Below are 14,315 nucleotides of genomic sequence, written 5' to 3' on the forward strand. Positions count from 1 at the left end.
TGAATGCAGAACGACAAAGATCTCTCGACGTGGCAGACTTTCCGCCGACTCTGGCCAACGATTGCGCCTTTCAAAGCGGGCCTGATCGTCTCTGCGGTCGCGTTAATTCTTAACGCTGCCAGCGACACCTTTATGCTGTCGCTTCTCAAGCCGTTACTGGATGACGGTTTTGGTAAAACGGATCGCTCTGTGCTGCTATGGATGCCGTTGGTGGTGATTGGTTTGATGGTCCTGCGTGGTATCACCAGCTATATCTCAAGCTACTGTATTTCATGGGTTTCTGGCAAGGTCGTGATGACTATGCGCCGCCGTCTTTTCGGCCATATGATGGGCATGCCGGTCGCCTTCTTTGACAAGCAGTCTACGGGGACATTGCTGTCCCGAATCACCTATGACTCTGAGCAGGTCGCGTCATCTTCTTCCAGCGCGTTGATCACCGTTGTGCGTGAAGGGGCCTCGATCATTGGCCTGTTCGTGATGATGTTCTGGTACAGCTGGCAGCTGTCGGTGATCCTCATCGTGCTGGCGCCAATTGTTTCCTTTGCGATCCGCCTGGTTTCAAAGCGCTTCCGCAGCATCAGTAAAAATATGCAGAACACGATGGGGCAGGTGACCACCAGCGCGGAGCAGATGCTAAAAGGGCATAAAGAAGTGTTGATGTTCGGCGGCCAGGAAGTGGAAACCAAACGCTTTGATAAAGTCAGTAATAAGATGCGTACTCAGGGTATGAAGATGGTCTCTGCCTCTTCTATCTCCGATCCGATCATTCAGCTGATTGCTTCTCTGGCGCTGGCGTTTGTTTTGTATGCGGCAAGCTTTCCGAGCGTAATGGATACCCTGACTGCCGGTACAATCACCGTTGTCTTCTCCTCCATGATTGCTCTGATGCGTCCGTTGAAATCTCTGACCAACGTCAACGCCCAGTTCCAGCGCGGTATGGCGGCCTGTCAGACCCTGTTCGCTATCCTCGACAGCGAGCAGGAGAAAGACGAAGGCACTCGCGTTGTTGAGCGTGCAAAGGGTAACGTCGAATTCCGCGATGTCACCTTCACTTATCCGGGTCGTGAAGTACCTGCGCTGCGTGATATCAACCTGAACATTCCGGAAGGTAAAACCGTTGCGCTGGTTGGGCGTTCGGGTTCTGGTAAATCAACGATGGCGAGCCTGATTACCCGTTTCTACGATGTGGACAAGGGTAACATCATCCTGGACGGGCATGATATTCGTGAATATACGCTGGCATCCTTACGCGATCAGGTCGCGCTGGTGTCTCAGAACGTTCACCTGTTTAACGATACGGTAGCTAACAACATTGCGTATGCCCGCACCGACATCTACAGCCGCGAAGACATCGAGAAAGCCGCGAAAATGGCCTACGCCATGGATTTCATCAATAAGATGGATAACGGTCTGGACACGGTGATCGGCGAAAACGGCGTGCTGCTTTCCGGCGGCCAGCGCCAGCGTATTGCCATTGCGCGTGCTCTGCTGCGAGACAGCCCAATCCTGATTCTGGATGAAGCGACCTCCGCGCTGGATACAGAATCCGAACGTGCTATTCAGGCCGCTCTCGATGAGCTACAGAAAAACCGCACTTCTCTGGTGATTGCTCACCGCCTGTCGACTATCGAAAAAGCCGATGAAATCGTGGTGGTGGAAGACGGTCGCATCGTCGAGCGAGGCAGCCATCAGGACCTGATCGAACACCGTGGCGTGTACGCACAGCTGCATAAAATGCAGTTTGGGCAATGATCGCACGCATCTGGTCTGGCGAATCGCTTCTCTGGCTGCTGTTGCTGCCGCTTTCCTGGCTGTATGGCCTGGTGAGCGGCGCTATTCGTCTGAGCTACCGCCTTGGCCTTAAAAAAGCCTGGCGCGCGCCGGTGCCGGTGGTGGTGGTGGGAAATCTGACTGCGGGTGGTAATGGGAAAACGCCTGTGGCGATCTGGCTGGTGGAGCAACTTCAGCAGCAGGGTATTAAAGTGGGCGTTGTTTCCCGCGGTTACGGTGGCAAAGCGGCACGCTATCCGCTGGTGCTGACGCCCCGGACGCTCCCTTCAGAAGCAGGTGACGAACCCGTACTGATTTATCAGCGCACGGGCGCACCCGTTGCCGTTTCCCCCAGCCGCAGCGAAGCCGTTCAGGCATTACTGGCGGATCAAGATCTGCAGATTATCATTACTGACGATGGTCTTCAGCATTACCGCCTTGCCCGTGATGTTGAAATTGTGGTGATTGATGGCGTTCGTCGCTTCGGCAACGGCTGGTGGTTACCGGCAGGGCCAATGCGCGAACGGGCCTCTCGCCTGAAGAGCGTGGATGCCGCTATCGTCAATGGTGGCGTGCCGCGCCAGGGTGAGATTCCCATGCAGCTGCATCCGGGCCTCGCGGTTAACCTGAGAACCGGTGAAAAACGTAGCGTATCTTCACTTACTGATGTAGTTGCTATGGCCGGAATTGGTCACCCACCACGCTTTTTTGCCACCCTCGAGCAGTGTGGCGTTCAGCCAGTCAAAACTGTTGCGTTGAACGATCATCAGGTATTAGCAGCCGAAGACCTTCAGGCTCTGGCAACGGAAGGGCAAACGCTCATTATGACGGAAAAAGACGCCGTAAAATGCCGTCAATTTGCACAGGATAACTGGTGGTATTTACCGGTAGACGCTGTTTTCGATGACGAAAGCGCGCCGCGGTTGATTCAGAAACTGGTCGGCCTCGTCCGGCGTTAGCATTCCGCGCGCGGGCAGGCAAAGCTGACGAGGGCATTGAATGTCAGAAGTAACGCTTTCACTTACCGCCGCGCGCCACCTTCATCTGGCCGCTCAGGGCCTGCTAAAAAAAAAACGCCGCCGTCCTCAGCCTGAAGATATTCTCGCTACCATTCAGCGCATGTCTCTGCTGCAAATCGATACCATCAATGTGGTTGCCCGAAGCCCTTATCTGGTGTTATTCAGCCGCCTCGGCGCTTACCCGCAGCACTGGCTGGATGAATCGCTCGGTCGGGGGGATCTGATGGAATACTGGGCTCATGAGGCCTGTTTTCTGCCGAGAAGTGACTTTCCCCTGATACGCCACAGAATGCTTTCCCCGGATAAAATGGGCTGGAAGTACCGGCACGAGTGGATGACGGAGCACGCCGCAGACATTCAGGCATTAATCAATCATATTCAGCACAATGGCCCGGTTCGTTCGGCTGATTTTGAACACCCCCGAAAAGGTGCCAGCGGCTGGTGGGAGTGGAAGCCTCATAAGCGCCATCTGGAGGGATTATTTACCGCGGGTAAGGTCATGGTGATTGGTCGACATAATTTTCAACGAATCTATGATCTGACCACCCGGGTAATGCCCCACTGGGACGACGAACGTGACCTGCTGACGCAGGAAGAAGCCGAGGAACTGATGCTGCAGAATAGTGCCCGAAGCCTGGGCATTTTTCGCGGGCAGTGGCTGGCCGACTATTATCGCTTACGCCAGCCAGCGTTGCCCTCTTTGTTGGCGCGCTGGCAGGAAGAAGGGCGCATTATTCCGCTGGAAGTGGAAAAGCTCGGCCCGATGTGGCTGCACACCGATTATCTGCCACAGCTGGAAGAGGCGCTGGCTGGCAAGCTGACTGCCACCCATAGCGCCGTGCTCTCGCCTTTCGATCCGGTTGTCTGGGATCGCAAACGCGCTGAGCAGCTGTTTGATTTTACCTATCGCCTGGAGTGCTACACGCCTTCTCACAAGCGTCAGTATGGCTATTTTGTTCTGCCGTTGCTTCACCATGGAAAGCTGGTTGGGCGAATGGACAGCAAAATGCATCGCAAAACCGGCGTGCTGGAAATTTTTGCCCTCTATCTGGAAGAGGGCGTACGGATTACGTCTTCGCTGGAGAAAGGGCTGAAACAGGCCATTACCGATTTTGCGCGCTGGCAAGGAGCGAGTCGTATTCAGCTTAATCAGCCTCCTGGCGAACTTTTCAGCGCTCAGCCGTCAGGTTGGGAAATTGCCGCCGCATAAACGGCCTCTGTGCTATGCTGCGCCAGATACTTATTCGGTCCGCTCTGGAGGAACCATGGATCATCGCTTACTTGAAATCATCGCTTGCCCGGTTTGCAACGGTAAGCTCTATTACAGTCAGGATAAGCAAGAGCTTATCTGCAAGCTCGACAGCTTGTCCTTCCCGCTGCGCGACGGCATCCCCGTCCTGCTGGAAAACGAAGCCCGTCCATTGAGCGCAGAAGAGAGCCATCCATGAGTTTTGTCGTTATTATTCCCGCTCGCTACGCTTCAACCCGCTTGCCGGGCAAGCCATTGCAGGATATCAACGGCAAGCCGATGATCGTGCACGTGCTGGAGCGCGCCCGCGAATCAGGTGCGGAACGTATTATCGTTGCCACCGATCATGAAGAAGTGGCCCGTGCGGTTGAAGCAGCAGGTGGTGAAGTCTGCATGACCCGTGCCGATCATCAGTCCGGTACCGAGCGTCTGGCTGAGGTTGTGGAAAAATGCGGCTTCAGTGATGACACGCTGATCGTCAACGTCCAGGGCGACGAGCCGATGATCCCACCGGTAATCATTCGCCAGGTTGCGGATAATCTCGCTGCCAGTCAGTCCGGCATGGCGACGCTGGCCGTGCCTATTCACGATGCGGAAGAAGCCTTTAACCCCAATGCGGTGAAAGTGGTGATGGATGCGCAAGGCTATGCGCTCTATTTCTCCCGCGCCACCATTCCATGGGACAGAGACCGCTTTGCGCAAAGTCGCGACGTAATTGGCGACACGCTGCTGCGCCATATTGGTATTTACGGCTATCGCGCCGGATTTATTCGCCGCTATGTAACCTGGGCTCCGAGCCCGCTCGAGCAGATTGAGATGCTCGAACAGCTTCGCGTGCTGTGGTACGGCGAAAAAATTCATGTTGCCGTGGCGAAAGAAGTGCCGGGCACTGGCGTAGATACACCTGAGGATCTCGCCCGCGTTCGCGCAGAATTACGCTAATTTTTCGCTCCCCTCGGCCCTGAGGGGAGCTTTTCCTGCTTCGTTTCCCCGCGTTTTTATCCCGTTTTTGATCTTATCCGGTGACATCTCCGGCGTCGGCGCTCATTATAAAAACAGTAGTCTTCACAGGGGTAATCAGATATGGAACAACTGCGTGCCGAACTGAGCCATCTGCTGGGCGAAAAGCTGAGCCGGGTGGAGTGCGTGAGTGAGAAAACGGATTCGTCGCTGTGGTCGCTGTACGATGCGCAGGGTCACCCGATGCCGCTGATGGCCAGAAGCTTTACCACACCGGGACTTGCCCGACAGCTGGCGTGGAAGATTTCCACTCTGGCCCGTAGCGGAACGGTGAGAATGCCGGTGGTTTATGGCGTGATGACTCATGAAGAACACCCGGGGCCAGATGTGCTGCTGCTGGAGCGTCTGCGTGGCGTACCTGTTGAAGCGCCAGCCAGGACGCCCGATCGCTGGGAGCAGCTTAAAGATCAGATTGTTGAAGGTCTGCTGGCCTGGCACCGTCAGGACAGCGGGGGATGTGTTGGCACGGTCGACAGCACGCAGGAGAATCTCTGGCCGCTGTGGTATCGCCAACGGCTGGAAGTCCTGTGGGGAACGCTGAATCTTTATGACAACACCGGGCTGACGATGCAGGATAAACGCATTTTGTTCCGCACCCGCGAATGTCTGCCCGCATTGTTTGAGGGGTTTAATGACAACTGCGTGCTGGTGCACGGCAACTTTACGCTGCGCAGCATGCTGAAAGATTCGCGCAGCGATCAGCTACTGGCGATGGTGGGGCCGGGCGTGATGCTCTGGGCGCCGCGAGAATATGAGCTGTTCCGGCTTGCGGACAGCGGGCTGGCTGAAGGATTGCTGTGGCACTACCTTCAGCGCGCACCGGTGGCAGAAGCCTTTCTCTGGCGGCGTTGGCTGTATCTGCTGTGGGATGAGGTCGCCCAGTTGGTAAACACCGGGCGGTTCAACCGGGCGAATTTCGACCTGGCGGCGAAATCACTGATTCCCTGGCTCGCCTGATCCTTTCAGCCACTGCCAGATACGCCCCAGCGTTTCGTAGCCCACGCGATCGCTGTGCATCAGCCAGACGGGCGAAGGGATGATGCGTTCCCACGGGTTCAGCGGTGAGTCAATTGCCAGCTGATTTGCAGGTGCTGGTAACGGGTGCAGCCCCGCACCGCGGAAGAAAATCATCGCGCGTGGCAAATGAGAAGCTGACGTCACCAGCAGGAAGGGCGCATCGCCGATGGCGGCTTTGACAGCCGCGGCTTCCTCTTCAGTATCTTTCGGTTTATCCAGAATGATAATATCGCTGCGCGGCACGCCGAGGCTTTCTGCCACGCGAGCGCCAGCTTCGCCGGTACTCACCGGATTGGTTTTTGCCGCAGCGCCGGTAAAAATCATCTTCGCGCCAGGGTTTTGTTGCCACAAGCGGATGCCTTCCGTCAGGCGCGGTAGGCTATTGTTGATCAGGTTAGAACTGGGTGCCCATTGCGAATTCCACGTGTAGCCGCCGCCCAGCACCACCACGTACTCCACACGCTCAGTTCCTTGCCATGTCGGATAGCTATTTTCGATGGGTTTTAACAGTCCGTCGGCAACGGGCTGCAGGCTCAGGAGCAGCAATGCAATCCAGCCGAGACTAAGACAAATCTTACCTGTTCGCTGAAAACGACTAAACCAAAGTAGCGCCAGGCCGAGTGCCATCAGCAATAAGAGAAACGGCAGCGGCAGGATCAACGCGCCAATAAATTTTTTTAGCGTAAAAAGCATCCGTGTTGGTTCCTTTTTTGACCATCCGACAGGAGACTGGCAGGGATATTACACCAGATAGCTTCCCTCTCGCTGTGGGTATGACAAAATAGCGTCTTTGGGCAGTGAGTGGAGTCAGATCGTGCAGGATCGCAATTTCGACGGGATCGCAGAGCGCTTTTCGCGCAACATTTATGGCACAACCAAGGGCCAGCTGCGTCAGGCGATCCTGTGGCAGGATCTGGATATCTTGCTCGACAGCTATGGCGATAAACCATTACGCATTCTGGACGGCGGCGGTGGTGCCGGGCAAACCGCAATTCGGATGGCAGAGCGCGGGCATCATGTTACCCTATGCGACCTGTCAGCTGAAATGATCGCCCTTGCGAAAGAGGCCGCCGCTGAGAAAGGTGTGAGCCACAACATGCATTTTGTACAATGCCCGGTTCAGGACATTGCGCAGCATTTGGAAAGCCCGGTTGATCTGATATTGTGCCATGCAGTGCTCGAATGGGTGGGGAATCCCCAGGCCGTGCTGACGGCGTTGTGGTCGGTTCTGCGCCCGGGCGGTGTGCTGTCGTTAATGTTCTACAATGCTAACGGTCTGCTGATGCATAACATGGTTGTGACCAATTTTGATTACGTCGAAGCGGGTATGCCAAAGACGCGCAAGCGTAAGCTGTCGCCGGATTATCCACGCGACCCGCAGCAGGTTTACGGCTGGCTCACGGATCTCGGCTTACAGATCGTCGGGAAAACCGGCGTACGGGTCTTTCATGATTATCTGCGTGAAAAGCACAAGCAGCACGAGCGTTACGAGCAGCTGCTGGCACTGGAAACCCGCTATTGCCGCGAAGAACCCTGGGTTAGCCTGGGCCGCTACATTCATGTCACCGCGCGAAAACCGCAGGTAGATACAAGGACAAACGATGAGTGATTTTTCCCAGACAGTCCCCGAACTGGTTGCCTGGGCCAGAAAAAATGATTTTTCGATCACGTTGCCGGTCGACAGGCTGTCGTTCCTGATGGCCGTGGCGACGCTGAACGGCGAACGGCTGGAAGGCGAGCTTACCGAAGGTGAGCTGATTGACGCTTTCCGCCACGTCAGTGATGCGTTTGAGCAAACCAGCGAAACCATCAGCGTTCGTGCGAACAACGCGATCAACGATATGGTGCGTCAACGTCTGCTGAACCGCTTTACCAGCGAGTTAACCGAAGGCAACGCGATCTACCGCCTGACGCCGCTCGGCATCGGCATTACGGATTACTACATTCGCCAGCGTGAGTTTTCCACGCTGCGTCTCTCTATGCAGCTCTCAATCGTTGGCGGCGAGCTGAAGCGCGCGGCAGATGCAGCGGAAGAGGGCGGAGATGAGTTTCACTGGCATCGTAACGTTTACGCGCCGCTGAAATACTCCGTGGCGGAAATCTTCGACAGCATCGATTTGACCCAGCGCCTGATGGACGAACAGCAGCAGTCGGTCAAAGACGACATCGCCCAGCTGTTGAACAAAGACTGGCGTGCGGCAATTTCCAGCTGTGAAATGCTGCTATCAGAAACCTCCGGCACGCTGCGTGAACTGCAGGATACGCTGGAAGCGGCGGGTGACAAGCTGCAGGCCAACCTGTTACGCATTCAGGATTCGACCATGGCGCACGACGATTTGAACTTCGTCGACCGCCTGGTGTTTGACCTGCAAAGCAAACTCGACCGCATCGTCAGCTGGGGCCAGCAGGCTATCGATCTGTGGATCGGCTACGATCGTCACGTGCACAAATTCATCCGTACTGCCATCGACATGGATAAAAATCGCGTCTTTGCTCAGCGTCTTCGCGTGTCGGTGCAGAACTACTTCGATGCGCCATGGGCGCTGACGTATGCTAACGCCGACCGTCTCTTCGATATGCGCGACGAAGAGATGATGCTGCGCGATGAAGAGGTCACCGGCGAGCTTCCGCCGGACCTGGAATATGAAGAGTTTAACGAAATCCGTGAACAGCTGGCGGCGCTGATTGAAGCGCAACTGGTTATCTACAAAGAAAAAGGACTGCCTCTGGATCTGGGTCTGGTGGTGCGCGAATATCTGGCGCAGTACCCACGCGCTCGCCACTTCGATGTGGCGCGTATCGTGGTCGATCAGGCCGTCCGTCTGGGCGTAGCACAAGCAGATTTCACCGGACTGCCGCCGAAGTGGCAGCCGATTAATGATTACGGAGCCAAGGTACAGGCACATGTCATCGACAAATATTGAACACGTGATGCCAGTTAAGCTGGCGCAGGCCCTGGCCAATCCGTTATTTCCGGCGCTGGACAGCGCCCTGCGTTCAGGCCGCCACATTGGCCTGGACGAACTGGACAACCACGCCTTTTTGATGGACTTCCAGGAGTACCTGGAAGAGTTTTACACCCGCTACAACGTGGAGCTGATTCGCGCGCCGGAAGGATTCTTCTATTTGCGCCCGCGCTCCACGACGCTGATTCCGCGTTCGGTGCTTTCCGAACTCGACATGATGGTCGGGAAAATTCTCTGCTATCTCTATCTCAGCCCGGAGCGCCTGGCGAACGAGGGGATTTTCAGCCAGCAGGAGCTGTATGACGAACTGTTGAGCCTGGCTGATGAAAGTAAACTGCTGAAGCTGGTGAACAACCGTTCCACTGGATCGGACCTGGACCGCCAAAAATTGCAGGAGAAGGTGCGTTCTTCACTGAACCGCCTGCGTCGCCTGGGTATGGTGTGGTTTATGGGCCATGACAGCAGCAAATTCCGCATCACGGAATCGGTGTTTCGCTTCGGTGCAGACGTCCGCTCCGGGGATGACGCCCGCGAAGCGCAGCTGCGCATGATCCGCGATGGCGAAGCGATGGCGATTGAAAACCATCTGCAGCTCAATGATGAGAACGACGATGCGCAGCCGGATACGGATAGCGGGGAGGAAGAATAATGATTGAACGCGGTAAATTCCGTTCACTGACCCTGATTAACTGGAACGGCTTCTTCGCCCGAACCTTTGATCTTGATGAACTGGTCACCACGCTTTCGGGCGGCAACGGGGCCGGTAAGTCAACGACGATGGCGGCTTTTGTCACGGCGCTGATCCCCGATCTGACGCTGCTGCATTTCCGCAACACCACCGAAGCCGGTGCGACCAGCGGTTCCCGCGACAAAGGTCTGCACGGCAAGCTGAAAGCCGGCGTCTGTTATTCGATGCTCGACGTGATGAACTCACGTCATCAGCGCGTGCTGGTGGGCGTTCGCCTGCAGCAGGTTGCCGGACGCGACCGCAAGGTGGACATCAAGCCGTTTGCTATTCAGGGCCTGCCGATGTCATTCCAGCCAACGCAGCTGGTGACGGAAACTCTTAACGACCGCCAGGCTCGCGTGCTGACGCTTCAGGAGCTGAAAGAGAAGGTCGAAGGCATTGAAGGCGTTCAGTTCAAGCAGTTCAACTCCATTACCGACTATCACTCGCTGATGTTCGATTTGGGCGTAGTGGCGCGTCGTCTGCGCTCTGCCTCAGATCGTAGTAAATATTATCGCCTGATTGAAGCCTCGCTGTACGGCGGGATTTCCAGCGCCATTACCCGCTCGCTGCGCGACTACCTGCTGCCGGAAAACAGCGGCGTGCGTAAAGCATTCCAGGATATGGAAGCGGCGCTGCGGGAGAACCGCATGACGCTGGAAGCGATCCGCGTCACTCAGTCCGATCGTGACCTGTTCAAACACCTGATTTCCGAAGCGACCGATTACGTGGCGGCGGATTACATGCGCCACGCCAACGAGCGTCGGGTGCATCTGGATAAGGCGCTGGAGTTTCGTCGTGAGCTGCTGACGTCCCGCCAGCAGCTGGCAGCGGAACAGTACAAGCACGTTGATATGGCGCGCGAACTACAGGAACACAACGGGGCGGAAGGCGACCTTGAGGCGGATTATCAGGCGGCGAGCGACCACCTGAACCTCGTGCAGACCGCGCTGCGCCAGCAGGAAAAAATTGAGCGTTACGAAGCCGATCTCGACGAGCTGCAAATTCGCCTTGAAGAGCAAAATGAAGTCGTCGCCGAAGCTGCCGAACAGCAGGAAGAAAATGAGGCCCGCGCCGAAGCTGCTGAGCTGGAAGTGGATGAGCTGAAAAGCCAGCTCGCGGACTACCAGCAGGCGCTGGACGTCCAGCAGACGCGCGCCATTCAGTATACTCAGGCGCTTCAGGCTCTGCAGCGTGCGAAAGAACTTTGTCATCTGCCGGATCTGAATCCGGACAGCGCAGATGAGTGGCTCGAAACCTTCAAGGCGAAAGAGCAGGAAGCGACGGAAAAACTGCTGTCGCTCGAACAGAAAATGAGCGTGGCGCAAACCGCGCACAGCCAGTTTGAGCAGGCGTATCAGCTGGTGGTTGCCATCAACGGACCGCTGGGGCGTGATGAAGCCTGGAACGTGGCGCGTGATTTGCTGCGTGAAGGCGTGAATCAGCGCCACCTTGCTGAGCAATCCCATGCTCTGCGCGGTCGCCTGAACGAGCTTGAACAGCGTCTGCGCGAGCAGCAGGATGCTGAGCGTCTGCTGGCAGAATTCTGCAAGCGTCAGGGCCGTCATATTGAGATTGACGAGCTGGAAGCGCTGCACCAGGAGCTGGAGGAGCGGATTTCCACGCTCTCCGACAGCGTAACCTCCGCCAGCGAGCAACGCATGACGCTGCGTCAGGAGCTGGAGCAGCTTCAGGGCCGCATTCAGACGTTGTTACAGCGCGCCCCCGTCTGGCTTGCGGCGCAAAGCAGCCTGACGCAGCTTTGCGAGCAGAGCGGGCAAGAGTTCGAATCCAGCCAGGATGTCACCGAGTTCCTGCAACAGCTGCTGGAACGCGAGCGTGAAGCGATTGTTGAACGTGACGAAGTCGGCGCGCGCAAACGTGCCGTCGACGATGAAATCGAACGTTTAAGTCAGCCTGGCGGTTCCGAAGATCAGCGCCTTAATACGCTGGCGGAGCGCTTTGGCGGCGTGCTGTTGTCGGAAATCTACGACGACGTGAGCCTCGAAGACGCACCGTACTTCTCCGCGCTTTACGGCCCGTCGCGCCATGCGATCGTGGTGCCGGATCTGTCTCAGATCGCCGGGCAGCTGGAAGGCCTGGAAGATTGTCCGGAAGATCTTTACCTCATTGAAGGGGATCCGCAGTCCTTTGATGACAGCGTATTCAGCGTCGATGAGCTCGAAAAAGCGGTTGTGGTGAAGGTCGCCGATCGCCAGTGGCGCTATTCGCGCTTCCCGTCGCTGCCGTTGTTCGGCCGCGCTGCGCGTGAAAGCCGCATCGAAGCGCTCCACGCCGAACGCGAAACGCTGTCCGAGCGCTTCGCCACGCTGTCGTTTGACGTACAAAAAACGCAGCGTCTACATCAGGCCTTCAGCCGCTTTATCGGCAGCCATCTGGCGGTTGCGTTTGAAGCCGATCCGGAAGCGGAAATTCGTAAGCTGAACACTCGTCGCGGCGAGCTTGAGCGTGCGCTCAGCAACCACGAAAACGACAACCAGCAGAGCCGTGCGCAGTTCGAACAGGCAAAAGAGGGCGTGGCTCAGCTGAACCGCCTGCTGCCGCGGCTGAATCTGCTGGCCGACGAAACCCTCGCCGACCGCGTGGATGAAATTCAGGAGCGCCTGGATGAAGCTCAGGAAGCCACACGCTTTATCCAGCAGCACGGCAATCAGCTGGCAAAACTGGAACCAGTGGTTTCGGTATTGCAGAGTGACCCGGAGCAGTTCGAGCAGCTGAAAGAAGACTACGCGTACTCTCAGCAGGTTCAGCGCGAAGCGCGTCAGCAGGCGTTTGCCCTGACGGAAGTGGTTCAGCGTCGTGCGCACTTCGGCTATTCCGACTCAGCAGAAATGCTGGATGGCAATACCGATCTCAACGAGAAGCTGCGCCAGCGTCTTGAGCAGGCCGAAGCAGAACGTGCGCGTGCGCGTGAAGCTTTGCGTACTCATGCCGCTCAGCTCAGCCAGTACAGTCAGGTCATGGCCTCGCTGAAAAGCTCCTTCGATACCAAGAAAGAGCTGCTGACTGATTTACACCGTGAGCTGCAGGACATTGGCGTTCGCGCCGACAGCGGGGCAGAAGAGCGCGCGCGCGCGCGCCGCGATGAGTTGCACACTCAGCTTTCCAATAACCGCAATCGCCGCAGCCAGCTTGAAAAAGGCCTGACCTTCTGCGAAGCGGAGATGGATAACCTGACCCGCAAACTGCGCGGTCTGGAACGTAATTACCTCGAAATGCGCGAGCAGGTGGTAAGCGCGAAGGCGGGCTGGTGCGCGGTTATGCGCCTGGTGAAAGATAACAACGTTGAGCGTCGTCTGCATCGTCGCGAACTGGCGTACCTCTCTGCCGACGATCTGCGTTCAATGTCGGATAAGGCGCTTGGCGCACTGCGTCTGGCTGTTGCGGATAACGAACACCTGCGCGATGTTCTGCGCATGTCAGAAGATCCGAAGCGCCCTGAGCGCAAGATTCAGTTCTTCGTGGCGGTGTATCAGCACCTGCGTGAACGTATTCGTCAGGACATTATCCGTACCGACGATCCGGTGGAAGCCATCGAACAGATGGAAATTGAGCTGGGTCGCCTGACGGAAGAGTTGACCGCCCGTGAGCAGAAGCTGGCGATCAGCTCCCGCAGCGTGGCGAACATCATTCGCAAGACGATCCAGCGCGAGCAGAACCGTATCCGCATGCTCAACCAGGGCCTGCAGAGCGTCTCCTTCGGCCAGGTAAACAGCGTGCGCCTGAACGTGAACGTCCGGGAAACCCACTCTCAGCTTCTGGAAGTGCTTTCCGAACAGCATGAGCAGCATCAGGACCTGTTTAACAGCAACCGCCTGACCTTCTCGGAAGCGCTGGCGAAGCTCTATCAGCGTCTGAATCCGCAGATCGATATGGGGCAGCGTACGCCACAGACCATCGGTGAAGAGCTGCTGGACTACCGTAACTACCTTGAAATGGATGTCGAAGTTAACCGTGGTTCCGATGGCTGGCTGCGTGCGGAATCCGGCGCGCTTTCTACCGGGGAAGCGATCGGTACCGGGATGTCGATTCTGGTGATGGTTGTGCAGAGCTGGGAAGAGGAATCCCGTCGTCTGCGTGGCAAAGATATTTCGCCTTGCCGCCTGCTGTTCCTCGATGAAGCGGCACGTCTGGATGCCCGCTCCATTGCGACGCTGTTTGAGCTGTGCGACCGTCTGGAAATGCAGCTTATCATTGCGGCCCCGGAAAATATCAGTCCGGAAAAAGGCACTACCTATAAGCTGGTACGTAAGGTCTTCCACAACACCGAACACGTGCATGTGGTCGGGCTGCGTGGCTTTGCGGCTCAGCTGCCTGAGACGCTGCCAGGCACGGCGGATGCTTCGTAGCAGTAAAAGTGTTAAGCAAGGGCGGCAGTGATGTCGCCCTTTTTGTTATCACTTTTTGTCATGTGAGGGAGTATTATCTTTAATCTTCTTTACATTTGGTCAGGCAAAAGTATTTTTGTCTTCATATACTGAGAGTAAGCCCCGGTTGGTGTGGGCAGTAATAAGAGACAGGGGGCA

The 14,315-nt window shown here is 56.5% G+C and carries 11 protein-coding genes; 10 read left to right on the plus strand and 1 reads right to left on the minus strand.

Going from position 1 to position 14,315, the window contains the following annotated elements:
* Positions 1-3: 3 nt before the first annotated feature.
* From msbA to RTU33_RS14760, 6 genes are all read left to right on the plus strand, one after another.
* Complete coding sequence (gene msbA / locus RTU33_RS14735) at positions 4-1,752, plus strand: lipid A ABC transporter ATP-binding protein/permease MsbA (RefSeq protein WP_312628329.1); 1,749 nt, start codon at positions 4-6, stop codon at positions 1,750-1,752.
* The gene (gene lpxK / locus RTU33_RS14740) at positions 1,749-2,729 is read left to right on the plus strand and encodes a tetraacyldisaccharide 4'-kinase (protein WP_312628331.1); all 981 of its coding nucleotides are present in this window, start codon (positions 1,749-1,751) and stop codon (positions 2,727-2,729) included. The genes msbA and lpxK overlap by 4 nt, the downstream gene beginning before the upstream one ends.
* A gap of 40 nt (positions 2,730-2,769) precedes the next feature.
* Complete coding sequence (locus tag RTU33_RS14745; RefSeq protein ID WP_312628332.1) at positions 2,770-3,999, plus strand: winged helix-turn-helix domain-containing protein; 1,230 nt, start codon at positions 2,770-2,772, stop codon at positions 3,997-3,999.
* Between the two features lie 55 nt (positions 4,000-4,054).
* Positions 4,055-4,237, plus strand: coding sequence for a protein YcaR (gene ycaR / locus RTU33_RS14750; RefSeq protein ID WP_312628333.1), 183 nt, complete (start codon positions 4,055-4,057; stop codon positions 4,235-4,237).
* Positions 4,234-4,980: a 3-deoxy-manno-octulosonate cytidylyltransferase gene (kdsB, locus tag RTU33_RS14755; RefSeq protein ID WP_312628334.1), complete on the plus strand. Its 747-nt coding sequence runs from the start codon at positions 4,234-4,236 to the stop codon at positions 4,978-4,980. The genes ycaR and kdsB overlap by 4 nt, the downstream gene beginning before the upstream one ends.
* A gap of 141 nt (positions 4,981-5,121) precedes the next feature.
* Complete coding sequence (locus RTU33_RS14760) at positions 5,122-6,015, plus strand: YcbJ family phosphotransferase (protein ID WP_312628335.1); 894 nt, start codon at positions 5,122-5,124, stop codon at positions 6,013-6,015.
* On the opposite strand, the gene elyC is transcribed toward RTU33_RS14760, so the two are convergent.
* Positions 5,992-6,768, minus strand: coding sequence for an envelope biogenesis factor ElyC (gene elyC, locus RTU33_RS14765; RefSeq protein WP_312628336.1), 777 nt, complete (start codon positions 6,766-6,768; stop codon positions 5,992-5,994). The genes RTU33_RS14760 and elyC overlap by 24 nt on opposite strands.
* A gap of 121 nt (positions 6,769-6,889) precedes the next feature.
* On the opposite strand from elyC, the gene cmoM reads away from it, so the two are divergent.
* The 4 genes from cmoM to mukB are packed head-to-tail and all read left to right on the plus strand — an operon-like array spanning position 6,890 to position 14,138.
* Positions 6,890-7,684, plus strand: a complete 795-nt coding sequence (gene cmoM, locus RTU33_RS14770; protein WP_312628338.1) for a tRNA uridine 5-oxyacetic acid(34) methyltransferase CmoM — start codon at positions 6,890-6,892, stop codon at positions 7,682-7,684.
* Positions 7,677-8,999, plus strand: coding sequence for a chromosome partition protein MukF (gene mukF / locus RTU33_RS14775; protein WP_312628339.1), 1,323 nt, complete (start codon positions 7,677-7,679; stop codon positions 8,997-8,999). Before cmoM ends, mukF begins: the two co-directional genes overlap by 8 nt.
* The gene (gene mukE / locus RTU33_RS14780) at positions 8,980-9,690 is read left to right on the plus strand and encodes a chromosome partition protein MukE (protein WP_312628341.1); all 711 of its coding nucleotides are present in this window, start codon (positions 8,980-8,982) and stop codon (positions 9,688-9,690) included. The genes mukF and mukE overlap by 20 nt, the downstream gene beginning before the upstream one ends.
* Complete coding sequence (mukB, locus tag RTU33_RS14785; protein ID WP_312628343.1) at positions 9,690-14,138, plus strand: chromosome partition protein MukB; 4,449 nt, start codon at positions 9,690-9,692, stop codon at positions 14,136-14,138. Before mukE ends, mukB begins: the two co-directional genes overlap by 1 nt.
* Positions 14,139-14,315: the final 177 nt, after the last annotated feature.

The sequence above is a fragment of the Scandinavium sp. genome (genome assembly GCF_032012665.1).
Lineage (GTDB): Bacteria > Pseudomonadota > Gammaproteobacteria > Enterobacterales > Enterobacteriaceae > Scandinavium.

Excerpts from the sequence above, each read along its gene's own strand:
- lpxK (WP_312628331.1), top strand. The coding sequence starts at position 1,749 with ATGATCGCACGCATCTGGTCTGGCGAATCGCTTCTCTGGCTGCTGTTG.
- kdsB (WP_312628334.1), top strand. The coding sequence starts at position 4,234 with ATGAGTTTTGTCGTTATTATTCCCGCTCGCTACGCTTCAACCCGCTTG.
- msbA (WP_312628329.1), top strand. The coding sequence starts at position 4 with ATGCAGAACGACAAAGATCTCTCGACGTGGCAGACTTTCCGCCGACTC.
- mukE (WP_312628341.1), top strand. The coding sequence starts at position 8,980 with ATGTCATCGACAAATATTGAACACGTGATGCCAGTTAAGCTGGCGCAG.
- RTU33_RS14760 (WP_312628335.1), top strand. The coding sequence starts at position 5,122 with ATGGAACAACTGCGTGCCGAACTGAGCCATCTGCTGGGCGAAAAGCTG.
- mukF (WP_312628339.1), top strand. The coding sequence starts at position 7,677 with ATGAGTGATTTTTCCCAGACAGTCCCCGAACTGGTTGCCTGGGCCAGA.
- elyC (WP_312628336.1), bottom strand. The coding sequence starts at position 6,768 with ATGCTTTTTACGCTAAAAAAATTTATTGGCGCGTTGATCCTGCCGCTG.
- mukB (WP_312628343.1), top strand. The coding sequence starts at position 9,690 with ATGATTGAACGCGGTAAATTCCGTTCACTGACCCTGATTAACTGGAAC.
- RTU33_RS14745 (WP_312628332.1), top strand. The coding sequence starts at position 2,770 with ATGTCAGAAGTAACGCTTTCACTTACCGCCGCGCGCCACCTTCATCTG.
- ycaR (WP_312628333.1), top strand. The coding sequence starts at position 4,055 with ATGGATCATCGCTTACTTGAAATCATCGCTTGCCCGGTTTGCAACGGT.